The sequence below is a fragment of the Herbidospora galbida genome (assembly GCF_005233835.1).
GTDB lineage: Bacteria > Actinomycetota > Actinomycetes > Streptosporangiales > Streptosporangiaceae > Herbidospora > Herbidospora galbida.
The window spans coordinates 41,349-62,860 of record NZ_SZQA01000035.1 but is presented as its reverse complement, the minus strand read 5'-3'; the positions used below and the strand labels follow the sequence as shown (position 1 = coordinate 62,860).

At 68.9% G+C, this 21,512-nt stretch carries 21 protein-coding genes and 1 tRNA gene; 9 read left to right on the top strand and 13 right to left on the bottom strand.

Annotation, left to right across the window (positions count from 1 at the left end; translation table 11 throughout):
- The first annotated feature begins 31 nt into the window (after positions 1–31).
- Entirely contained in the window at positions 32–187 is a 156-nt protein-coding gene (locus FDA94_RS39550; RefSeq protein ID WP_170991190.1) for a hypothetical protein, read from the top strand.
- A 16-nt stretch (positions 188–203) separates the two neighbouring features.
- Positions 204–770 (top strand): anthranilate synthase component II, encoded by a 567-nt coding sequence (locus FDA94_RS30045; RefSeq protein ID WP_425460181.1) that lies wholly within the window; start codon positions 204–206, stop codon positions 768–770.
- Between the two features lie 76 nt (positions 771–846).
- Here FDA94_RS30045 and pknB read toward each other — a convergent pair whose 3' ends face one another.
- From pknB to FDA94_RS30010, 7 genes are all read right to left on the bottom strand, one after another.
- Positions 847–2,748, bottom strand: coding sequence for a Stk1 family PASTA domain-containing Ser/Thr kinase (pknB, locus tag FDA94_RS30040; RefSeq protein ID WP_137250429.1), 1,902 nt, complete (start codon positions 2,746–2,748; stop codon positions 847–849).
- 64 nt (positions 2,749–2,812) lie between these two features.
- Positions 2,813–4,159: a serine/threonine-protein kinase gene (locus tag FDA94_RS30035; RefSeq protein WP_137250428.1), complete on the bottom strand. Its 1,347-nt coding sequence runs from the start codon at positions 4,157–4,159 to the stop codon at positions 2,813–2,815.
- Positions 4,156–5,619: a peptidoglycan D,D-transpeptidase FtsI family protein gene (locus FDA94_RS30030; RefSeq protein ID WP_137250427.1), complete on the bottom strand. Its 1,464-nt coding sequence runs from the start codon at positions 5,617–5,619 to the stop codon at positions 4,156–4,158. Before FDA94_RS30030 ends, FDA94_RS30035 begins: the two co-directional genes overlap by 4 nt.
- A complete protein-coding gene (locus FDA94_RS30025) occupies positions 5,616–6,965 on the bottom strand; it encodes an FtsW/RodA/SpoVE family cell cycle protein (protein ID WP_137250462.1) in 1,350 nt (449 codons plus the stop codon). Before FDA94_RS30025 ends, FDA94_RS30030 begins: the two co-directional genes overlap by 4 nt.
- A 35-nt stretch (positions 6,966–7,000) precedes the next feature.
- The gene (locus FDA94_RS30020) at positions 7,001–8,299 is read right to left on the bottom strand and encodes a Stp1/IreP family PP2C-type Ser/Thr phosphatase (protein WP_137250426.1); all 1,299 of its coding nucleotides are present in this window, start codon (positions 8,297–8,299) and stop codon (positions 7,001–7,003) included.
- Positions 8,296–8,769, bottom strand: a complete 474-nt coding sequence (locus tag FDA94_RS30015) for an FHA domain-containing protein FhaB/FipA (protein WP_030455205.1) — start codon at positions 8,767–8,769, stop codon at positions 8,296–8,298. Before FDA94_RS30015 ends, FDA94_RS30020 begins: the two co-directional genes overlap by 4 nt.
- Positions 8,770–8,786: 17 nt before the next feature.
- Positions 8,787–9,530: an FHA domain-containing protein gene (locus FDA94_RS30010; protein ID WP_030455206.1), complete on the bottom strand. Its 744-nt coding sequence runs from the start codon at positions 9,528–9,530 to the stop codon at positions 8,787–8,789.
- Positions 9,531–9,638: 108 nt separating this feature from the next.
- Between FDA94_RS30010 and FDA94_RS30005 the strand changes: the two genes are divergently transcribed.
- Positions 9,639–9,721 (top strand) — tRNA-Leu (locus FDA94_RS30005).
- A gap of 292 nt (positions 9,722–10,013) precedes the next feature.
- Here FDA94_RS30005 and FDA94_RS30000 read toward each other — a convergent pair.
- Entirely contained in the window at positions 10,014–11,012 is a 999-nt protein-coding gene (locus FDA94_RS30000; protein ID WP_137250425.1) for a hemolysin family protein, read from the bottom strand.
- A complete protein-coding gene (locus FDA94_RS29995) occupies positions 11,009–12,430 on the bottom strand; it encodes a hemolysin family protein (RefSeq protein WP_137250424.1) in 1,422 nt (473 codons plus the stop codon). Before FDA94_RS29995 ends, FDA94_RS30000 begins: the two co-directional genes overlap by 4 nt.
- 420 nt (positions 12,431–12,850) lie before the next feature.
- Here FDA94_RS29995 and FDA94_RS29990 point away from each other — a divergent pair, with 420 nt between their 5' ends.
- Positions 12,851–13,828: an LCP family protein gene (locus FDA94_RS29990; RefSeq protein WP_246060224.1), complete on the top strand. Its 978-nt coding sequence runs from the start codon at positions 12,851–12,853 to the stop codon at positions 13,826–13,828.
- On the opposite strand, the gene FDA94_RS29985 is transcribed toward FDA94_RS29990, so the two are convergent.
- Positions 13,825–14,472, bottom strand: coding sequence for a GOLPH3/VPS74 family protein (locus FDA94_RS29985; protein ID WP_137250423.1), 648 nt, complete (start codon positions 14,470–14,472; stop codon positions 13,825–13,827). The genes FDA94_RS29990 and FDA94_RS29985 overlap by 4 nt on opposite strands.
- Positions 14,473–14,498: 26 nt before the next feature.
- Here FDA94_RS29985 and FDA94_RS29980 point away from each other — a divergent pair, with 26 nt between their 5' ends.
- Together FDA94_RS29980 and FDA94_RS29975 are read left to right on the top strand one after the other, a co-directional pair.
- Positions 14,499–15,377: an Fpg/Nei family DNA glycosylase gene (locus FDA94_RS29980; protein ID WP_137250422.1), complete on the top strand. Its 879-nt coding sequence runs from the start codon at positions 14,499–14,501 to the stop codon at positions 15,375–15,377.
- 26 nt (positions 15,378–15,403) lie between these two features.
- Positions 15,404–15,727 carry a rhodanese-like domain-containing protein gene (locus tag FDA94_RS29975; protein WP_137250421.1) on the top strand — a complete coding sequence of 108 codons (324 nt, stop codon included), beginning with the start codon at positions 15,404–15,406 and terminating at the stop codon, positions 15,725–15,727.
- 16 nt (positions 15,728–15,743) lie between these two features.
- On the opposite strand, the gene FDA94_RS29970 is transcribed toward FDA94_RS29975, so the two are convergent.
- A complete protein-coding gene (locus FDA94_RS29970; RefSeq protein WP_137250420.1) occupies positions 15,744–16,241 on the bottom strand; it encodes a C40 family peptidase in 498 nt (165 codons plus the stop codon).
- Positions 16,242–16,799: 558 nt separating this feature from the next.
- Complete coding sequence (locus FDA94_RS29965; RefSeq protein ID WP_137250419.1) at positions 16,800–17,090, bottom strand: hypothetical protein; 291 nt, start codon at positions 17,088–17,090, stop codon at positions 16,800–16,802.
- Positions 17,091–17,659: 569 nt separating this feature from the next.
- Here FDA94_RS29965 and FDA94_RS29960 point away from each other — a divergent pair.
- Both FDA94_RS29960 and FDA94_RS29955 read left to right on the top strand, forming a co-directional pair.
- Positions 17,660–19,984, top strand: a complete 2,325-nt coding sequence (locus FDA94_RS29960) for a ThuA domain-containing protein (RefSeq protein ID WP_170991189.1) — start codon at positions 17,660–17,662, stop codon at positions 19,982–19,984.
- Positions 19,985–20,058: 74 nt separating this feature from the next.
- Complete coding sequence (locus FDA94_RS29955; protein ID WP_137250417.1) at positions 20,059–20,520, top strand: hypothetical protein; 462 nt, start codon at positions 20,059–20,061, stop codon at positions 20,518–20,520.
- Positions 20,521–20,522: 2 nt separating this feature from the next.
- Here the strand turns inward: FDA94_RS29955 and FDA94_RS29950 are convergent, their stop codons facing one another.
- On the bottom strand, positions 20,523–20,876 hold the full coding sequence (locus FDA94_RS29950; protein WP_137250416.1) for a hypothetical protein: 354 nt from the start codon (positions 20,874–20,876) through the stop codon (positions 20,523–20,525).
- Positions 20,877–21,128: 252 nt separating this feature from the next.
- Here FDA94_RS29950 and FDA94_RS29945 point away from each other — a divergent pair, with 252 nt between their 5' ends.
- Positions 21,129–21,476 carry a hypothetical protein gene (locus tag FDA94_RS29945; RefSeq protein ID WP_137250415.1) on the top strand — a complete coding sequence of 116 codons (348 nt, stop codon included), beginning with the start codon at positions 21,129–21,131 and terminating at the stop codon, positions 21,474–21,476.
- Positions 21,477–21,512: the final 36 nt, after the last annotated feature.

Genomic DNA, 21,512 nt, shown 5'->3' with positions numbered 1-21,512 from the left:
CCTGGAATCTGCCCAACAGACAGGAGAGATCGTGTACGCCTTCGTCTGGCGCCACCTGCCCGGCAACCTCGCCGCCAAGCTGGTCGGCACGCTCCTGCTGCTCGTCCTGGCCGGCCTCTTCCTCTGGTACGGCCTCTTCCCCTGGCTGGAGCCGCGCATCGCCCTCGACGAGGTGACCGTGGGGTAGGCCATAAGGTGTGGACGTGCACATCCTGGTCGTCGACAACCATGACAGTTTCGTGCACACCATCGTCCAATACCTGCGCGTTCTGGGCGCCGACTGCGACGTACGGCCCCGAGACGAGGTGGGTGTCGCCGACGCCGGCGGATTCGACGGGGTGCTGGTCTCCCCAGGGCCCGGGGCTCCCGAAGACGCCGGGGTCAGCGTGCCGCTGGTCCACTGGTGTGCCGCCCGGCGGGTGCCCTATCTGGGCGTCTGCCTGGGGCATCAGGCCCTGGCCGTCGCCTATGGCGGCGAGGTGAAGCGAGCCCCCGAGCTGCTGCACGGGCGCACCAGCCCGATCGCCCACGACGGCCACGGCGTCTTCGAGGGGCTGCCCAGCCCGGTGACCATGACGCGCTACCACTCCCTGGCGGTCACGCCCGAGAGCGTGCCCGAGGAGCTGACCGTCACCGCGACCACCCCCGACGGGGTGGTCATGGGGCTACGGCACAGGTCAGCGCCCTTGGAAGGGGTGCAATTCCACCCAGAGTCGGTCCTGTCCGAGCATGGCTCACAATTGCTCGGAAATTGGCTCAGAAACCTGTAACACGGCGGGGGCTGTAACCGAAGTCACAGTGAGGGTTTCCGCCATTGCCCCCGAGTGGCGGAAACCCTTCCTGCGTTTACTGGCCGAACTCGCCGGTCCCGCCGTTGCCGCCCGTGTCGACGTCGACGCCGTCACCGGGATCGCCGCCGGGGTTGTTCGGGTCTTCGGTGCCGTCGGTGGGCTCGTCGCTCGGGAACTCGCCGCCCGGGTCCTCGCTCGGCGGGAACTGCGGCTGCTCGGTCGACGGGCCGCTGGAGACCACGAGCGTGATCGTCCGCTTCGGCTGCTGCTTCGACCCGCCGGCGGGGGTCTGGTCGATCACGATGCCCCGCGGGACCACGTCGCTCGGCTGCTCCGAGACGTTGACGTTGAAGCCCGCTTCTTCGAGCGTCTGACGGGCGTCGTCGACCGTGAGCGTGGTGACGGTCGGGACCTCGATCAGTTCGATCGGCAGGGTCAGCTTGACCCGGCTCCCCTTGTTGACCTCTTCACCCGCGCCCGGGTCGGACGCGGTGACCGTGCCCTGCTTGCCCGAGCCCTTGAACTCGACCACGAACTTCAGCCCTGCGGCCTGCAGTTCGGCGGTGGCCTCCTCGCGGGTCTTGCCCACGACGTTGGGGACCGCGATGGTCTCCACGCCCTTGGAGACGAAGAGCTTGACGTCGGTGCCCTTCTGGATGTCCTTGCCGGCCGCCGGGTCGGTGCGGATCGCCCGGCCCTTGCGGTAGTCCTCGTTGAACTCCTCTTCGACCGTGACCTTGAAGCCGGCCTTCGACAGCGCCGCCTCGGCCTCTGCCCTCGGCTGGTCTTCCACGAGCGGGACCGGGATGGTCTCGACCTTGTCGCCCGAGTCGGTGGGCGCCAGGAAGGTGAGGCCGACCCAGATGAACGCGCCGATGATCAGCAGCGGGACGAGGATCCACGCGGCCGTCTTCGCGGCGGTGGCCCCGGCGCTGCTCTTCTGCCGGTGGCGGTCGCTGCGGCTGGTGCGCTCCTCCTCGCCGTACTCGTAGGCGGGGATGTGGCGGGTGCCCTGCGCCGGGACGGCGCCCTGGGCGCTGGTCATGGTGCGGGTGCGGTCGGCGCCGGCGTACTGGCCGTAGTTGTTGGCCAGGGCCATCGTCTGCGGGTCCATCGGCATGCCCTGCACGGCGCGCTGGAGGTCGGCCCGCATCTCGGCCGCGCTCTGGTAGCGCTGCACCGGGTCTTTGGCCATCGCCTTGAGGACGATGGCGTCACACCACTTGGGGATCTCCGGGTCGATCCGCGACGGCGGGATCGGGTCTTCGCGGACGTGCTGGTAGGCGATCGCCACGGGGGAGTCGCCGGTGAACGGGGGCTGGCCGGTCAGCAGCTCGTAGAGCACGCAGCCGGTCGAGTAGATGTCGCTGCGGGCGTCGACGCGCTCACCGCGCGCCTGCTCGGGCGAGAGGTACTGGGCGGTGCCGATGACCTGGGCGGTCTGCGTCATGGTGGCGGCCGAGTCGGCCATCGCGCGGGCGATGCCGAAGTCCATCACCTTGACCTCGCCGTTGCGGGTCAGCATGACGTTGGCCGGCTTGATGTCGCGGTGGACGATCCCGCCGCGGTGGCTGTAGTCGAGGGCCCGCAGGATGCCGTCGATGAGCTCGGCCGCGCGCTCGGGCATGAGCCGGCGGTCCTGGCGCAGCAGGTCGCGGATGGTCCGCCCGTCGACGTACTCCATCACGATGTAGGGCACCGGGGTGCCGTCCATCATGTCCTCGCCGGTGTCGTACACCGCGATGATCGACGGGTGGTTCAGTGACGCCGCCGACTGTGCCTCGCGCCGGAACCGGGCCTGGAACGTGTGGTCACGGGCCAGGTCGGAGCGGAGGGTCTTGATCGCGACGATACGGTCGAGCCGGATGTCCCGGGCGCGATAGACCTCGGCCATGCCGCCACGCCCGACGACGCCGTCGAGTTCGTATCGACCGCCGAGTAGCCGTGGCTGAGTCATTTCCTGCACAGTCCCTTGCCGTTCATCGTGGGGTGCCGCCGTTGTCCATCATCGACCCCATACGTCATGGCGTCTCCTCATTCGGGAGGGTCGTGGCGCTTGGGGAAGGTGTGGGCGTTGTTGGAGTCTCACTTGGCGTCGGAGTCTCGCTCGGCGTCGGGGTCGGGGTGGGAGTCGTCGTGGTCGTCGGCGACGGCGCGGGGCTCCTGGTCGGGATCGCCGTCTTGACAACGGTAGCCGACGGCGTGGGAATAGGACGGGCCGACGGCACCGAGGGCGGCCGGCGCGTGGCCGGCACCAAGGGTGTGAGGGTCGTCCGCCTCGGCTGGTCGACCGGCGCGAACGTCACCTGACCACCATCTTCCGGCGACGTCCCGGTCACCGTCTCCGGCTCCTTCGAAGTCGGCATGAACTGAATCGCCCCGAATCCGGCCGCCGCGGCCGCACCGACGGCGGCGACGACGAGAGCGGTCGCCTTGCGTCCGTTCTGGGGCAGCGGCTTGGTCGACAAGGGCCCGCCCGACGGCGGGGCGCCCACCCGGTTGGTGATGACGACGCTCGGACCGGTGAGGGTGCTCAGCGGGGCCTCCTCGGGCCCGGCCAGGGAGTCGCGCAGCACCATCGCCCGGTCGCCCAGCTCGCGGGCGCTGCCGGGACGCCGTGCGGGGTCTTTGGACAGCAGCGCCATCACCAGGGCCCGCACCCCCTCGGGCACGTCGGCGGGCAGCGGCGGCGGCAGCTCGTTGAGGTGGCGCAGCGCCACGGCCACCTGGGTCTCGGCCAGGAAGGGCGGCCGGCCGGTCAGGCACTCGTAGGCCACCACGCCCAGCGAGTAGAGGTCGGTCGAGGGGGTCAGCTGATGGCCGGAGGCCTGCTCGGGGCTGACGTACTGGGCGGTGCCGAGGACCGTTCCCGTCGCGGTGACCGAGGCCGACTCGAGGGCGCGGGCGATGCCGAAGTCGGTGATCTTAATCAGGCCGGTGCGGGTGACCAGCAGGTTCCCCGGCTTGACGTCGCGGTGGATGACGCCCGCCTTGTGGGCGGCGTGGAGGCCGCGTGACGACTGCGAGACGACGTCGAGGGTGACCTCGGCGCTCAGCTTCCCGTTGCGCGCCAGGATCGCCGACAGCGGCTCTCCCGGCACCAGCTCCATCACCAGATAGGCGAGGTCGTTCTCCTCGCCGTAGTCGAAGACCTGGGCGATGCCCGGGTCGGCCAGCCCGGCGGTGATGCGGGCCTCGGTCCGGAACCGGTCGCGGAACGCCGGATCGGCGGCCACGTGGGCGCGCAGCAGCTTGACCGCGACCTCCCGGTGGAGGAGGTCGTCGGTCGCACGCCAGACCTCGCCCATCCCGCCGATGGCGATCCGGGAGGTCAGACGGTAGCGGTTGCCGAGCAGGCCGTGGCTCATTTGGCTTCGAGCACCGCCTGCATGACGTCACGCGCCAGCGGCGCCGCCGTGCCACCGCCGGTGGCGTCGTTGCCGGCGCTGCCGGCCTCGATGAAGACGCAGATGGCCGTCTGGGGGTCTTCGGCCGGCGCGAAGCCGATGAACCAGGCGTGCGGCGCCGGGGCGTCGCCCGCCTCGGCGGTGCCGGTCTTGCCGGCCACCGTCACGCCCGGGATCTGGGCGCCGGTGCCGGTGCCGTTGGTGATCACCGAGACCATCATCTGCTTGAGCTCGTCGGCGACCTCGCCGCTCATGGCCTCGTCGATCTGGTCGGGCCGCAGCTCCTCGATGACGCTGCCGTCCGGATCGGTGATCTTGTTGATCAGCGTGGGCCGCATCAGCACGCCGCTGTTGGCGATGGCCGAGGCGACCTGCGCCATCTGCAGCGGGGTCTGCTGGTTGTCGCGCTGCCCGATGGCGAGCTGTGCGAGCGCGGCCGTCTCGATCTCGGGGCCGATCGTGGTGCCCGCGGTCGGCAGGTCGAACTGGATCGGCTCGCCGATGCCGAACTTGGCCGACTCAGAACGCATCGTGTCCCACCCGAGGTCCATGCCGATCTGGCCGAACGGGGTGTTGCACGAGCGCTCCAGTGCGAACCGCAGCGTCACCTCGCCGCTGCCGCAGGCCGCGCCGCCGTAGTTGGGCAGGCCGGCGGTGGTGTCGGGCAGGTCGAGCACCTGCGGCGCCGGGACGGTCGTCTCGGGGTCGCGGCTGCGGTCGGCCTCCAGGAACGCCGCCGCGGTGACCACCTTGAAGGTCGAGCCCGGCGGGTAGGTCTTCTCGATCGCCCGGTTGAGCAGCGGGTCGGTGTCGTCATCGGCCAGCTTGTTGTAGGCGGCGGCCACCTTCGCCTTGTCGGGGGCCGCGAGGTCGTTGGGGTCGTAGGTGGGCAGCGAGACCATCACCTGGACGGCGCCGGTCTTCGGGTTGAGGGCCACCACGGCGCCGCGCTTGCCGCTGGCGCGCAGCCTGTCGTAGGCGACCTTCTGGGCGGCCGGAACCAGCGTCAGGTCGACGCTGGCGCCCTTCGGCGGCTTCTTGCTGACGAAGTCGATCAGCCGGCCGACCACGAGGTCGGGGTCGCTGCCGTTGAGGAGCTTGTTCTCGTTGAGCTCGATGCCGCGGGCGCTCTCGGGCGCGAAGAAGCCCAGGACGTGGGCGTACATGCGGCCGGCGGGGTATTCGCGCTCGTAGCGGAACGTCTTGTCGCCGGTGTCGACCGTCTTGGCCAGGGTGGTCTTGCCGTTGTCGGCGGTGATCCAGCCCCGGTCGACTCCGTAGCGGGCGTAGAAGGATCGCTTGTTGCGGTTGTCGGTGCTGTACTCGCCGGCCTTGACCGCGCCCAGATAGTTCACGTTGATCATGAGCAGGGCGAACATGACCATGCAGGCGACGGCGGCGCGCTTGATGGTTGCGTTCATCGCGTGAACACCTGGGTGAGTCCTTCGTTCTGGATGGCCTGGGGCGGCGGGCGTCGTGCCGCGTCCGACATGCGTACCAGCAGGGCGATAAGGATCCAGTTAGTCAGCAGGGCCGAACCGCCTGCGGACAGGAACGGGGTGACCAGACCCGTCAGCGGGATCAGCCTGGTCACGCCGCCGACGATGATGAAGACCTGCCAGGCCAGCAGGAACGAGAGCCCGCCCGCCAGCAGCTTGGTGAACGGGTCGCGGGCGGCCAGGGCGGTGCGCAGGCCGCGCTCGACGATGAGGGCGTACACCATCAGAATCGCCATCAGCCCGGTCAGGCCGAGCTCCTCGCCGACGACGGCGATGATGAAGTCGGAGAACGACAGCGGGATCTCGCGGGGGAAGCCCTGGCCGAGGCCGGTGCCGAGGATGCCGCCCGAGCCCATGGCGAACAGACCCTGCATCAGCTGCTCGCTGCCGCCGAGCTCGCGGCTGTAGAACTCGGGGTTGCCGGGGTCGAGCCAGACCTCGAAACGGTCCTGTACGTGGCCGAAGAGCTGCCCGGCCAGCACCGCGCCACCCACGAACAGCAGCACGCCGATGAGCACCCAGGAGGTGCGCTGGGTGGCGATGTAGAGCATCGCGATGAAGGTGCCGAAGACCAGCAGGGAGCTGCCGAGGTCCTTCTGGAGGACCAGCACGCCGAGGCTCAGGCCCCAGGTGATGAGCACCGGCCCGAGGTCGCGCACGCGGGGGAGGTCGATGAAGAACAGCCGCCGCCCGGCCAGCGCCAGCACGTCGCGCTTGGCGACCAGGTAGCCGGCGAAGAAGATGACCAGCGCCATCTTGGCCATCTCGGCCGGCTGGTAGGTCAGCGGGCCGATCTTGATCCAGATGTTCGCGCCGTTGACGTCTTCACCGATGACCGGCAGCAGCGGCATGATCAGGAGCAGGAGGCCGAGGGCGCCCATGGTGTAGGTGAGGCGCTGCAAGGTCCGGTGGTCCTTCAACACGATCAGGGTCGCGGAGAACATCACCACGCCGAGCGCGGTCCACATGAGCTGGTTGGTGGCGGAAGCGCCGGCCTGCCCGGTCTGCTCGATCCGGTAGATGAAGACCAGCCCGATCCCGTTGAGCAGCGTCACCAGGGGAAGCAGCAGGGGATCTGCCCAGGGGGCCCATTTCGCCAGCACGCCGTAGGCGGCGAACATCAGCACGGCCAGGCCGAGGCCGTAGGTGAAGGTTCCGGAGGGGATCTGGCCGTCGATGCCGAGGCCGACGCTCGCGTAGGCGCCCATCACGACGACGATCGCGAAGGCGAGCATGATGAGCTGGGCGCCCCGCCGCTTCGCGGTCATCGGGACGGCCGGCGCCTCCGCCACGGGTGCGGTCGTCACGACGGCGATTCCGAGGTGTCGGCCGGACTGACGGTCGGGCTGGGAGACGCGTCGGGCGTGGGGCTCTCGGTGCCGCCGGTGAGCGCGGCGATCTTCGCCTTGCCGGCGTCGACGTCGTTGACCATGATCCCGCTCAGTACCTTGTCCTGTTCCACCTGTGGGAGAGCCGAGACCGACAGGTCGGAGGTGTGGACGACGTGCTTGAACGAGACGAAGCCCAGGTCGGCGTCGACCCCCTGGAACACCACCAGGCGGCCTTTGTCGGCGCCCACGTAGAACTGGTTCTGAGTCCACTGGTAGCCGAAGTAGCCCCCGGCTCCGAGGACCCCGACGACGACGACCAGTAACGTCGTGACGACCGGCCAGGTGCGCCGCTTGCGGGCGGCCCGGCGGCCGGAGACCGCGAGGGCCTCCGGCGCGGGTCGGTCGTCGAGATCGAGGTCGACGATGACCGGCTGAGGCGCGGTCACCGTCGTGGCCCGGCCCGCCGGGGTGTCGGGCGGCGCCGAACGGACGCGCCCGGAACCGGCCGCCCCGACCACCGCCGCCGCGTGGCTGAGCGGCTGCACGTCGTCGGTCTCGATGACGTCGGCCACCACGCAGGTGATGTTGTCAGGTCCGCCGCCGCGATTGGCCAGGTCGATGAGCTGGCGTACCACGTCGTCCGGATCGTCGATGGTGGAGAGCGTGTGATGGAGTGTCTCGGCGCTGACGACGGTGGACAGGCCGTCCGAGCACAGCAGGTAGCGGTCGCCGATCTGGGCTTCCCGGTCCTGCAGGTCGGGGTCGACCTCGCCGCTGCCGTCGAGGGCGCGCAGGAGGATCGAGCGTTGCGGGTGGTTGGCGGCCTCTTCCTGCGTGATGCGGCCGTCGTCCACCAGCGACTGCACGAGTGTGTGGTCGTGGGTGATCTGGTAGAGCTCACCGTTGCGCAGCAGGTAGGCCCGCGAGTCGCCCACGTGGACGAGCGCGAACCTGGTGCCGTTCCACAACATGGCGGTGAGAGTGGTCCCCATGCCCTTCAGGCTGGGATCGCGGGCCACCATCATGTGGAGCTGGTGGTTGGCGTCGCGGACCGCGGCCTCGATCGTGCCGACCAGGTCACTCCCGTAGGCGTCCCGGTCAAGGGACGACAGTGCGGCGATGGCGACCGAGGAGGCCACCTCACCGTGAGCGTGCCCGCCCATGCCGTCGGCGACGGCGAGCAGGCGGCCGCTGGCGTACGCCGAGTCCTCGTTTCCTTCACGGAGGAGGCCGACGTCCGAGCGGGCGGCGTATCGGAGTGCTGTTGTCATTTGCGCAATTCGATGACGGTCTTGCCGATGCGGATCGGAGTCCCGAGAGGCACCGGCGTCGGGCGGGTCACTTTGGAACGGTCGAGATAGGTTCCGTTGGTCGAGCCGAGATCTTCCACGATCCACTGGCCGTCCTGGGGGAAGAGCTGGGCATGGCGGCTGGACGCGTAGTCGTCGCTCAGGACGAGCGTCGAGTCAGTGGCCCGGCCAATCGTGATCGGCTGTTCGGTGAGGTTGATGATGGTCCCTTGTAGGGGGCCACCTGTGACGACCATCTGACGTGGCTCCCCCCTCTTGGGCTTGGCAGGAATATTCTTCGCCGGTTTCGTGGGCAGCTTCCGGGGATTGGCGGAAGGAGCCGTTCGCGGACCGAACAAGTCTGTCCGGATCACGCCGACCGCGGCAATGACGAAGAACCAGAGCACCGCCAGGAAGGCGAGCCTGATCAGCAGCAGCGCGAGCTCGGACATGGACCGTTTGTCTACCTTTAATCGCGTCTGAACACCAGAGTCGTGCGCCCCAGTGTCACCCTCGTCCCGTCCTGCATCTCGATCCTGCGGACCGGCTGCCCGTTGACGAAGGTGCCGTTCGTGGAACCGAGATCAACCAGAACGACCTGCTGACCCTCGACCCGTAGCTCGGCATGATGCCGCGATACGCCCGGATCCACCAGCCGTAGATCGCAATCGGTCCCGCGGCCCAGAAGAGTGACCGGTGTGGTCAGCTCGTAGGACCGCTGGCCCTGCGGGTCGTCCTGGGTGGACACCAGCAGGCGGGGCCGGCCGCCGAACGCGCTGCTCTTGCGAGCGGCGGGCACGTCGCTGACCGGCTGTCTGATCTCGTCTTGCTCGACCGTCGCGCCGCGGATGACCCCGGACCTGATCCGGAACAGTCCGACCGCTAGGTCTTCGGCGATCTCGAAGCGCACCCGGACGGGTCCGACGAACGAGTAGCCCTGCTCCTTGGCGTATTCCCGAGCGAGGTTGGCGAGCTCGTGGCTGATGCTGTCGGCATAGACCTCGAGGCGCTCGTTGTCGGTCGTGGACAGCTCCACCACGAAGTCGTTGGGCACGAGCGTTCTGCCCTGAGCGACGATCGCGGCACGGTCGTCCATCTCCCTCTGCACCGCGCTGGCGACCTCTACGGGCTGAAGGTCGGACTTGAACGCACGTGCGAAGGCCCCCTCAACCAAACCTTCGAGCCTGCGCTCGAAGCGCTGAAGGACTCCCACCGGGTACCTCCCTTCCTCCATCGTCTACACGGATCGTATCCGGGTTCAGTGGCACTGGCGGATCCGTGCTAACCTTTCCAGGCAGCCGAAAAGAGGCGCACCCGTAAGGGGCAAGTGGCGGAATGGCAGACGCGCACGGTTCAGGTCCGTGTGTCCGAAAGGACGTGGGGGTTCAACTCCCCCCTTGCCCACAGAGAATCGACCTCGCTGGTCGGAAGGATCACCTTCCGCCCGCGGGGTTTTTTCGTTGCGGGGCATAACGTCCCTGGTGGCACAGCTGATCCTCCGTAATCCGAACGGCGCTGATCCATATTCTCCGAACCGCGGCTTTCAAACCGCTTGCACCCGGGTTCGGCGGAAAAAAGTTTGCCCGAAGTCTCGTCATGCGAGACCGAATGTCCCGAAATACGGGCCGCCCCCTGTTACAGGAGCGACCCGTGTGACGGCCGCGAGGGCGCGCCCCCGTGCCGGAGGCAGGGGCGATCACACCGTGAGTAGTTCGCCGATCAGAGATGTCACGCTGATCTCGCCGACGACCTCGCCCCGTTCGTCGACCACCAGTCCGAGCTGCGCTCGCGCGTCCTGAAGGGCGGTCACCGCGTCGGGGATGGGGGTCGAGACCTTGAGGGTCGGTACGGGCGTCGCCAGCTGTCCGGGGGTCATATCGGGGTGGACCAGGCTGTCTCGGACGTGCAGCACGCCTCTGACGCCCTCGGGAGAGGTCACCAGCATGCGCAGCCGGTTGGCGGCCACCGCGGTCTTGTGCACCCGTTCGGCCGGGGCGTCGGCGGCGATCGTGACCGCGTCGGCCAGCGGCGTCATCAGCCGTTCGACTGACTGGTTCTGCACCCGCAGCGCCCTCGTGAGCAGGTCGTGCTCGTCGCGGTCGAGCATGCCCATCCGGCCCGACTCGGCCACCAGCACGGCCAGCTGGTGAGGCGTGCGCGCCGTGGCCAGCTCGTCGCGGGGGCGTACGCCGCACAGGCGCAGCAGGCCGTTGGTCAGCCCGTTCAGGCCGGCCAGCAGCGGGCGGGCCAGCCAGACGAAGCCGCGGAACGGCAGCGCCAGGGCCAGGGCGGCCGGCTCGGGGTGGGTCAGGGCCAGCGACTTGGGCGCCATCTCCCCGACCACCATGTGCAGGAAGGTGACGATCCCGAGCGCGAGCACGTACGAGATCGCGGTTCCCACGCTCTCGGGCAGGCCGGACAGGACCGGTTCGAGCAGGTGGTGCAGCGCCGGTTCGGTCACCATGCCCAGGCCCAGCGAGCAGAGCGTGATGCCGAGCTGGGCGCCGGCGAGCATGAGCGAGAGCTGGCGGCTGCCCCGCAGGGCGGCCCTGGCGGCGATCCGGGCGAACGGACCGGTGGCCGCCTCTTCCAGGCGGTGGCGGCGGGCCGAGATGACCGCGAACTCGGCGGCCACGAAGAACCCGTTCAGCGCCAGCAGCACGACGCCGAGCAGGAGCGCCATCGTGGAGCTCACACCGGCCTCCCCTGGAACAGGGCCGAGAAGAGCTCGGGCGCGTAGTCCTGCGGCCCGGTGTTCTCGTGGGCCTGCTCTTCGACGGCCGCCTCGGCGGCCTGGGCCGCGATGACGAGGCGGATCATCTGGGGCACCCGACGGTGGACTTCGAGCACGGTCAGCAGCGCGTGGCGGGGGCCTTCGTCGTCGTCGAGCAGGTCGTGCTCCTCGACGGTCGCGACGGTGACGGTGTCGCCGGGCTCGGCCATGCGGCCCAGATCGGCCAGCACGAGGCCGCCGACGGTCTCGTAGCCGTCGTCTTCCGGCAGGGTGACGCCGGTCGCGCGCTCGACCTCGTCGATGCGCAGCGTGCCGGGCACGTCCCAGGAGCCGTCGGGGTTGACGGTGACGCCAAGGGGTTCGGGGTCGTTCTCGTCGACCAGTTCGCCGACGAGCTCCTCGGCCAGGTCCTCGATGGTGACGACGCCCGCGAGGCCGCCGTACTCGTCGATGACGCACGCGAAGGTGCAGCCGGACATGCGGGAGAGCAGGACCGGCACGGGCAGGGTGGCCGGGACAAGCAGCGGGGTGCGCATGATGCCGGCGATGGTCGCCTCGCCCTCGCGGCCCAGGTAGTCGAGCAGGCCGACGACGCCCACGATGTCGTCGGTGTCGCTGCCGAGCACCGGGTAGCGGGAGTGGCCGTGGTCGCGTACCGCGTCGACCAGGGCCGAGGTCGGGGAGTCGGCGTGCAGTGAGACCACGCGGGGGCGGGGGACCATGACGTCCTCCGCGGTGCGGTCGCCGAAGTCGAGGGCGCGCTCCAGCAGGTCGGCCAGCCGGGGCGGCAGGTCGCCGGCATCCCGGGAGTCGTCGACGATGCGGTGCAGCTCCTCGGGCGTGGCACCGTGCTCGAGTTCCTCGACGGGCTCGATGCCGAACAGCCGGACCAGCCGGGTGGCCGAGCCGTCGAAGAAGCGGATCAGCGGCCCGAAGATCTTCAAGTAGAGGAGGGTCGGGCGCGACAGCCACATCGCGACCGGCTCGGGCCGGGCGATGCCCAGGTTCTTGGGCGCCAGTTCACCGAGGATCATCTGGATGATCGTGGCGATGGCGACGCCGATCGCGACACTCACCCCGGGTACGGCGCCCGGCGGCAGCCCCAGGTCTTCGAGGGGGCCGCGGAAGGACACCGAAATGGCCGGTTCGGCGAGGAAGCCGACCAGCAGGGTGGTGACGGTGATGCCGAGCTGGGCGCCCGACAGCATGAAGGAGAGCCGGCCGGTGACGTCGAGGGCCCGGCGGGCGGCTGGATTGGTGTCGGCCTGCTGGCGCAGCAGCGCGCGGTCGGCGGCGACGTAAGCGAACTCCTGGGCGACGAAGAAGCCGGTCGCCAAGGTGAGGAGCAGGACGGCGAGGAGGCCGAGGGCGATGGTCATCTCATCGCCTCACGTGGACCCGTGCCTAGGCACGGGCCGGTACTCCAGGGGTCCGAAACGGACACGACGGTCCTTTCAACTAGGGGTGCTTCAACCGTAACGGGCGAGCTGCCGATGATGTTTCCCGGATCGGATCTGTGTACTTTTCCATAGGAAAACCTTGATAACGGGCCCGCCCCGGGCGGTTGGATCGGCGTACCGTCAAGGCAGAGTCAGATGTCGGCAAGCGGGGGGTAGAGGAACGTGGTTGAGGACAACGAGCCGACGCGAATGGTGCGGCGGCCGCTGGAGCCTCCGGCCTACCCGGTTCGCGAGCCGGAAGTCAAGGGACCCGAACCCAAAGGCCGTTCCAAGGTCTACGGCAAGCCCCGGAAGGGCACCTCACCGGTCCGGATGCCCAGTGGTGGGAACGAGCCAAAGGTGCAAGAAGGCCCGCGCAAGCCGCGTCGCATCGGCCGCAACATCGCCATCGGCGTGGCGGTCTTCCTGTCGCTGGTGCTGATCGGGGTCGTGGCGCTGTTCTTCAGTGTCCAGGGGAAGATGAACAACGTCGACGCCTTCACCGACTACGACGGGCGTCCGGCCGAGACCCCGGGTCAAGACTGGCTGCTGGTCGGCTCCGACAGCCGGGCCGGGCTGAGCGCCGCCGAGCGGAAGAAGCTCCGCACCGGTTCCGCGGTCGGGCGGCGTACCGACACGATGATGCTGCTGCACATTCCCGACGGCGACGGCCGTCCCACGCTGGTCAGCCTCCCGCGTGACTCCTACGTGCCGATCCCGGGCAACGGCAACGGCAAGCTCAACGCGGCCTACGCCTTCGGCGGCCCCAAACTGCTGACCCAGACGGTCGAGCAGGTCACCGGCATCCGGGTCGACCACTACATGGAGATCGGCTTCGGCGGCTTCGTCGGCATCGTCGACGCCGTCGGCGGCGTCGAGATCTGCCCCAAGCAGGCGATCAAAGACCCTAAGGCGGCCCTGAACATCAAGAAGGGCTGCCAGATCATGGACGGCGGCACCGCCCTCGGTTACGTCCGCACCCGCAAGACCGGCACGATCCCCGACTTCGACCGCACCCAGCGGCAGCGCGAGTTCTTCTCCGCCGTGGTCAAGAAGGCCGCCAGCCCCGGCACCCTGATCAACCCGTTCACGGCCGTCCCGCTGGCCAACAGCGCCGCCGAGTCGGTCGCGGTCGACCCGGGCACCGGCCCGTTCAACCTGCTCTCGCTGGGCCTGGCCATGAAGAACAACCCGGTCACCACCGCGGTCCCGATCGGCTCGCTGCCCACCATCGACGGGCAGTCGGTCGTCAAGTGGGACACCACGCGGGCGAACAAGCTCTTCGAGGCGCTGGAGTCGGACCAGCCGGTGCCGAAGGACGCGCTCGAGAAGGGCTAGCTCACCGCCGTGACGATGACGGCCGTGGTGATCACCATCAGCACGGCCGCCTCCACGGCGGCGATGGCCTCCTTCACGCCCTCCCCGGCCCAGTCGCCCTCGGTGATCTCCTTCACCCGGGCGTCGTCGGCGCCGGGGAACTGCTTCTTCAGGGCCTTGGTGGCGTGCATGATCCCGATGATCACCGCGGTCCGCTTGTCGGGCTCGGCGCCGTTCAGCACGCTCTCCACCCGCATCCGGACGGCCCTCTCGACGCTGCCGTCGAGCTCCGGGTACTTGACGGTCTTGAACAGGCCGAGGATCTTGCCCCGCTCCTCCGAGAGCACCCCGCCCTCGACGAGCCGGACCAGCAGCCGCTCGCGCAGCTTGGCGCCCTGCAGCTTGTCGACCCACCACTCGGGCTTGCGGACCTTGGCCTCGGCGGCGATCCGCGCCAGCGCCGCGTCGAGCTCCGGCTCCCCGACGGGGGTCTCGTCGGTCACGACGACCTTCTTGTCGGCCAGGCTGAGCCGGCCCTTGATCGCCAGTTCCGCCAGGAGGGCTCCGGCGAGGCCCGCGTTCAGCTCGGTGGAGCCGATCGTGGGCTGGCCCTTCTGCTCGTCGTAGCCGAGAAGCAGCACGTCTTCGGCGATGATGCTGGTCATGTGCCCGTCCCTACGTAGTCTGAAGTATGCCTGAATTGCCCGAGGTGGAGTCGCTGGCCGAGTTCCTGCGGGAACGTGCGGTCGGACAGGTCGTGCAGGCCGTCGACGTGGTGGCGTTCTCGGCGTTGAAGACCGTTTCGCCGCCGATCACCGCATTGGGCGGCCTCACCGTGACGACGGTCGCCCGCCACGGGAAGTTCCTCGATCTCGACTGCGACGGGATCCACCTCATCTTCCATCTCGCGCGCGGCGGCTGGCTCCGCTGGCGCGACGACCTCTCGGGAGCCAAGCCCGTGCGGCCGGGGAAAGGCCCACTCGCTCTTCGCGTACGTTTCGCTCCCGACCCCCTCGGCGTCGCCCCCGGCTTCGAGCTGACCGAGGCGGGCACCCAGAAACGCCTGGCCGTCTACGTCGCGACCTCGCCCGGCGACGTGCCGGGCATCGCCGCGCTCGGCCCCGACCCGCTGACGCCCTCCTTCACCGTCGAGACGCTGACCTCGATCGTCGAGGGCAAACGCACGCAGATCAAGGGCCTGCTGCGCGACCAGAAGGTCATCGCCGGCATCGGGAACGCCTACTCCGACGAGGTGCTCCACGCGGCGAAGATGTCGCCGTTCAAGGTCGCCTCGACCCTGACTCCGGAACAGATCTCCTCTCTGTACGACGCCATCGTCGTCACGCTGAAAGAGGCGATCGAACGCGCCCGGGGGATCGCCGCCAAGGACCTGAAGGCCGAGAAGAAGTCCGGGCTGCGGGTGCACGGGCGTACCGGCGAGAAGTGCGAGGTCTGCGGCGACACGGTGCGGGAGGTCTCCTTCGCCGACTCCTCGCTGCAGTACTGCCCCACCTGTCAGACGGGCGGGAAACCGCTGGCCGACCGGCGGATGAGCAAACTGCTCAAGTAGGGCCGGCTGTCCCTACACTGGGGCGCATGACTCTGCGGGACGTGCAACCGACCGGTGTGCCTGAGGGCGCTTACCTGCTTGACGTGCGTGAACTCGACGAGTGGCGGGCCGGCCACGCCCCTTCGGCGACCCACATCCCGCTCGGCCAGCTGCAGAACCGGGTGGGTGAGGTGCCCCAGGGTCAGCCGGTCTATGTGATCTGCCGGGTCGGCGGCCGGTCGGCCCAGGCGGCGACGTGGCTGAACCATGTGGGGTGGGAGGCCGTCAACGTCGGCGGCGGGATGCAGTCGTGGGCGGCGTCGGGGCTGCCGATGCAGAGCGAGAGCGGCCAGCCGCCTTACGTGGCCTGACCCTGCTGTCCTGGTTTCACATCCGGTAGTAGCCGAGCAGGTCGTCGAGCGCGTTCACGGGGTCGATCCGGACGATCGTCCCGGTCTTGAAGGCGTTGATCATCTTGCCGTCGCCGATGTAGACGCCGACGTGGTGGGTGCGCTTGGCCGTGCCGAAGAAGACCAGGTCGCCGGGGGCCGGCACCGCCGCCCGGCGCAGCCGGCCGAGGTGGTCGTCGGTGGTGCCGGGGCCCAGCACGTCGTGGTCGTAGGCGATCTCGTAGACCCAGCGGGCCAGCCCGGAGCAGTCGAGGCCGTGGGTGCGTTCGGCCGGGCAGGGCTTGATGTCGCCCCGGTAGCCCTTGCAGGTGCCCAGCGACGGGCCCGCGCTCCCAGAGTGGCCGCCGCCCCAGGAGTAGGGGTACTGGCCGATCAGCGCGTACGCCGAAGCGAGGATCTGGGCCCGCTCGTCCGGCCGGGGAACGGACGCCACGGCGAAGAACAGGACCAGCGCCGCAATCACGGAGATCTTCATCGATACGAGACTAGAGGCGACCCAAGGGACGCGCGGACGGCGTCAGGTCACCTGGTAGGGGTTCCTCGCGTCGTGGGCATAATGCTGCTTCGGTAACTCGATGTCGAATTGCGCGAACAGAGGAGCGGAATCTCGTGTCCCTGGGCGAAACTCTCCCGGAGTTCGTTACGCCAGTAGGTGTAGTAGGAACGCCCCTTCCGAATCATCATCGCCGGAAACTGGGGGCCGCGCTCGGTGATTATCAGGCGATCCTGCGTCATGTCCCATCGGAAAACGCTCATCGTGGACAAGAGTGAGATCCGGATGTACAGCCCCGGATATTGCTGCTTAGCGGGCTAGCGCCCGCACAGCCGGGCATCCCGGGGGTCCCGGTGACCGTCGCGCCGTGCGTGATATACGCACTCCGGAATGACGACTGCCCGGACGGAGATCGCGGTTCCCCCCTTGAATACCACTCCTCGGCGTGCGCGTGAGCGTCGGCGAGTGATCTTGATATCTCGGCTCCCACCAGCACTCGGATCGAGGAGGCCTCGCCGAGCGACGATCTCATCGCGTTGATCACGTCGTCGCGGCGCTGATCCTCGCGATGTGTTCCGGCAGTTCCAGCAAGGCGTCCTTCGCGACCAGTGCGGCGGCCCGGACATCGGGTTCCGATTCGTTGCGCCAACGGTCGCGCAGCACGGCGAGTGAAAGCGCGGCGAGCGTTGCCAGGGTGGCGCTGTCGACCAGTTCGGGCGGGGCCACCCCGATGAGTCCGAGCGTGCCGGCCACTATCGCGAGCACCAACGCGATGAGGGCCTCCGCATTGGATCCGAGCCAGGTCAGCAATCGCTTCACGCGCTTCGCCACCAGTCCTCACCGGTCCTCACGGATCCGCCCGCCTCGCCGGATCCAAATTGAAAGGATGCGCGATCGAGATCGAGTTCCGGCTCAACGAAGAATGGCCCGGAAAGCCCTGACGGGCGACTCATAGATAAAGAGCGGTCGTCATGGGCTGTCGGTGTCGTTCGCCACCCTCGCCGAGTCCGGCGTGATCGTTCCCGAGGGCGTGCCGACCCCTCGGCCGGCCGCCCGCCCCGAGGGGGTGCTCGCCGTCGAGGAGCTCGCGAGCGCGACGGGGTCGCCGATCGCGACTCCGGGACGGACTTCTGCATCGCGACGGGCGCAACTTACGGGCGTACAGGAGGTTGATCGAACGAAACTTTTAGGCGGAAACTTTCGTCGATGAAAATCACAAGTCGGTAAGATCGTTGACAAATCTGTGGGACGAAGCTCACACTCACGACATTCATCGCGTTAGGCATTGGGTCGGCGCTCAGACTCGCGGTGGAGTTCCTGTACGACCCGAAAAGAGGAGCGACATGCCGTCCTCTCGCCCACGTCCCACCAGACGATCGTTAACCACTGCCCTGCTCGCAGTGCCTGTCTTGCTGGTCGGCACGCCCGGCGTCGCCAACGCCGCCGAGACCGGAGCCGCGCCCGTCCTCGACGTGGCCACGCTCTCTCCGGTGGACCCCGTCCTGAACTACAACGGCGTGGCCAACAACGCCTACGTGACCTCCACCAGCACCGGCCCCGGCGGCTGGTTCACCGGTAACGACGTCACGCTCAACCTGTCGGCGACCGACGACGACGCCGTCGCCCTGTTCCGGGTGACCGTCGCGGGCACCACGGTCGACGTGCCGGCCGTGCAGAACGGCACCCGGGGCACGGCCACTCACGTGATCAGCGGTGACCGCAACGGCAACGTGACGTACGTCGCCGTCGACGCGGCCGGCAACGCCTCGGCCTCGCGGTCGATCAGCGTGAAGATCGACACCAAGGTGCCGGTGGCGGCCTGGCCCGGCATCCCCAACGGCAAGGTCGGGCACAGCGCGCTGCCCGCCGCCATCACCCCGACCCGTACCGACCCCACCCCCGGTGCGGGCGGCGCGGCGGTGCGGGACATGTGGATCGACGGCGTCTGGACCTACCCGATGCCGCTCGACCTGGCCACCCTCTCGGTCGGCAAGCACACCTGGGCGGTCAACGTCGGCGACTCCGCCGGCAACGCCGCCAAGTACACGCTGACCTTCGAGATCACCACCTCCATCGCGGACCTGCGCGCGCTGGTCCAGCGCTACGTGACCGCCGGCAAGGTCTCCGCGCCCAACGGCGACCGGCTGCTGGCGCTGCTGACCGAGGCCGAAGGCGGCTCCGCCGAGTCGGCGCTGGTCAAGTTCGGCGCGCTGGCCGCGAAGGTGACGCCCGCGGGCCACATGCGGGACTCGCTGGTCAAGGACGCCGCCTACCTCGTCGAGGAGCTGCAGGGCGTCGACCACCCCGACGTCGTCACCGGCGTCGCGGTGAGCGCGGGCAAGGGCATGGACCGCTACCCGTTCCGGGCGCCGGGCGAGGCCGTGCGCAACCACCGGCCCAAGTTCAAGGTCCTGCTGTTCGGCAACCGGCCGGGCGCCTTCCGGCACGAGCACATCCCGCTGACGATGGCGATGATCCAGGACCTCGGCCGGGCCAACTCCTTCGACGTGGACGTCTACGACTACCTCAGCCCCGAGGTGTCCGTCGCGGGCAACCCGTTCGAGAGCGCCGAGCGCCTGTCCCAGTACGACGCCCTGGTCGGCGTCTCCAGCGTCGGCAACGACGTGTTCGTCACCAACCGGCCCTCGACGACCACCCCCGGTGCCACCGTCAACGAGCAGGCCGCGCTGCAGACGTACATCCGCAACGGCGGCGGCTTCGTGGCCATTCACGGCGCCACCGACTCGATGCACAACTGGGACTGGTACAAGAACCTCGTCGGCGGCGAGTTCGACAACCACGGCAGCAACGCCGGCGGCATCCAGAACACCTGTGGCGGCTGCCTCGTGGCCGAACTGGTCACCGAGGACGGCACCCACCCGGCCACCCGTCACTTCGAGAAGAAGATGACGGTCTCGGACGAGCTCTACAACTGGCGGGGTTTCCTCCCCCGCGAGAAGGTGCATGTCCTGCAGACGCTGACCGAGTCGACCTACGTGTCCGGCATCGGCAACAGCGCGGGCCGGATCGAGGGCGCCGACCACCCGATCTCGTGGTGCGCCAACTACGACGGCGGGCGGTCCTTCACCCAGGCGCTGCTGCACAACTGGCAGAACACCGCCGACCCGATCTTCCAGAAGAACATCCTGGAAGGCATCAAGTGGGCCGCCGGCGAGTCCTCGGGCAACTGCTCCACCCACATCGAGATGCGCGGCCTGGTCGCGGCCGGTGTGGCGGACGGTTCCGTCTCGGCCGACCTGGCCGCCACGCTGAACGGCGCGATCGACGCCTCGTACAACGCCTACCTGGTCAGGGACTACGTCAAGGCCATGGACGAGGCCAAGGTCGTCCGTCGCGAGGTCAAGGCCAACCTGCCGGGGGTCGACAACACCCCGATCCGGGAGCGCGCGAAGGAACTCGCCGAGTGGATGAAGGTGCTCGCCGACGACGCCGTCATCCTGCGCTTCCTGTCCGAGCCGGCGACGGCCACCCACCAGCCGGGTGACGACGCGGTCTTCGCGGCCCCCGCCGAAGGCCAGAACGTCACCTACCAGTGGCAGGTCAAGGCTCCGGGCTCGGCCGACTTCGTGGACGTGCCCGGCCAGACCTCGTTCGCGATCGCGGTCACCGCGACGCCGGAACTGTCCGGCTCCGAGTACCGCGTCCGCGCGACGGACCCGACCGGCGTGATCACCTCGCGCTCGGCGGTCCTGCAGGTCAGCTGACCCGTTTCGGCTCACCGCCGGTGGCCCGGGTACCCCGGGCCACCGGCTTGGCGACAAGATCAGAAGTGGATTCGATGCGCCGCTCTCTCCTCCCGGCCGCGGTCGCGCTCGTGCTGTGCGCCGCGTGCGGGACCCCGGCAGCCGATGCTCCGCCGGGGGCGGTCACCTGCGAGTCGGGGCCGCGTACGTCCCTGGCCGCGTCCGGCGACACCGAGTGGCGCCACCCCGACCGGTCGTTCTACGCCCCGGGCGACCAGGACGTGCCCAACGGCGGCAGCCTTGAGCACCTGCTCGTCGGGGACAACGCCCTGGTCGTCCAGTACTCACCACAGCTGCCGCAGCCGAAGCTCGACGAGCTGCGCGACTGGGCGGCCATGCAGACTGCGACGGTGGCCGTGCCCGGATCCGCCGACCCCGTCATCCGCGCCGCGCTCGCCTCGACCGAGCTCACCTGCGACGGCCTGGACACGGCCCAGCTCACGACGCTGGCCCGCTCCCGGACGCCGGGTCAGGTGACCGAACACGGCGAGCCCTAGCGTCAGGTGGTCTTCCAGCCGGAGGTCTTGCCCCCACGCCAGACGGCCTCGATCTGGATGATGGTCGTGCCGGCGGGCGCGGTGCCGACACCGCAGCCGTCCGCGCTGCCGTTGCTGTCGGCGACGTCCCGGATCTGGCCGTTGGAGAGCTTCATACGGCCGTAGACGCCGACGTTGTCGGCGAGCATGTCGCAGGCGTAGAACGTCGTGTGCGTGGAGTTGACCGACGCGGAGCCGGCCTTGATGTTCCGGTTGTCGTACACGGTGGCGACCGTCACATGGGCGGAGGCGGGCGTCGCGAGCGCCAGCACGCCGAAAGCACTGGCGACGGCGAGGGCCGAGGTTACCTTGCGCAACGGGATCTCCTTCGAGATGGGTTTGCCATCTTCTGACTGGTCAGCGATGGCGCCGGAGGTTTCGGCTGAGCCTCCCGTCGCGATCTATATTCCGCTTATATCCGCCCTTCAAGGCTGGTCGTGGGAGGGGTCGTGGTGCGACTGCCTCTTTGCGAACGGCGTTCTCCGCACGGTCGGCCGTGTGGCTGACCGCAATGGCGCGCTCCTGGGCGGCCCCGATCACCGCGATCTTCGTGCTGGTAGATATGCGACATGGCTGTCATTGATGTGACCAACAGCTCCGACGATTGGCTCGCTTGCTGGCTCGAACCGCTGGGTGAGGACCGCTGGATGAGACCCGGCGAGACCTTCCGGTTCCGCAACGACTACGACGGAGATGAGCGCGCCCTCATCGTCGTGTATGAGAAGGAACCGGACGGGATCGGCCACATCGCCGTATGGGTCGAGAAGGGGGACATCTACGCCGAGGTGACCACGGCTGACGGCACTGCCGTCGACTGTGGCCACCGTGCCGAGGCGCAGGAGTCCAGCAGCGTGGCCCGGCGCATAATGACGGACATCAGCGAGAGGTCAGGGCATAACCCGCCGGCCTCGTCGTGAAAGCGCGCCGTCCGGCCTCCCAATGGGGATTCCACA

Coding starts and splice junctions, on each gene's coding strand:
- pknB (WP_137250429.1), bottom strand. CDS start 2,748: ATGACTCAGCCACGGCTACTCGGCGGTCGATACGAACTCGACGGCGTC.
- FDA94_RS30035 (WP_137250428.1), bottom strand. CDS start 4,159: ATGAGCCACGGCCTGCTCGGCAACCGCTACCGTCTGACCTCCCGGATC.
- FDA94_RS30030 (WP_137250427.1), bottom strand. CDS start 5,619: ATGAACGCAACCATCAAGCGCGCCGCCGTCGCCTGCATGGTCATGTTC.
- FDA94_RS30025 (WP_137250462.1), bottom strand. CDS start 6,965: ATGACCGCGAAGCGGCGGGGCGCCCAGCTCATCATGCTCGCCTTCGCG.
- FDA94_RS30020 (WP_137250426.1), bottom strand. CDS start 8,299: ATGACAACAGCACTCCGATACGCCGCCCGCTCGGACGTCGGCCTCCTC.
- FDA94_RS30015 (WP_030455205.1), bottom strand. CDS start 8,769: ATGTCCGAGCTCGCGCTGCTGCTGATCAGGCTCGCCTTCCTGGCGGTG.
- FDA94_RS29995 (WP_137250424.1), bottom strand. CDS start 12,430: ATGACCATCGCCCTCGGCCTCCTCGCCGTCCTGCTCCTCACCTTGGCG.
- FDA94_RS29985 (WP_137250423.1), bottom strand. CDS start 14,472: ATGACCAGCATCATCGCCGAAGACGTGCTGCTTCTCGGCTACGACGAG.
- FDA94_RS29980 (WP_137250422.1), top strand. CDS start 14,499: ATGCCTGAATTGCCCGAGGTGGAGTCGCTGGCCGAGTTCCTGCGGGAA.
- FDA94_RS29975 (WP_137250421.1), top strand. CDS start 15,404: ATGACTCTGCGGGACGTGCAACCGACCGGTGTGCCTGAGGGCGCTTAC.
- FDA94_RS29970 (WP_137250420.1), bottom strand. CDS start 16,241: ATGAAGATCTCCGTGATTGCGGCGCTGGTCCTGTTCTTCGCCGTGGCG.
- FDA94_RS29955 (WP_137250417.1), top strand. CDS start 20,059: ATGCGCCGCTCTCTCCTCCCGGCCGCGGTCGCGCTCGTGCTGTGCGCC.
- FDA94_RS29945 (WP_137250415.1), top strand. CDS start 21,129: ATGGCTGTCATTGATGTGACCAACAGCTCCGACGATTGGCTCGCTTGC.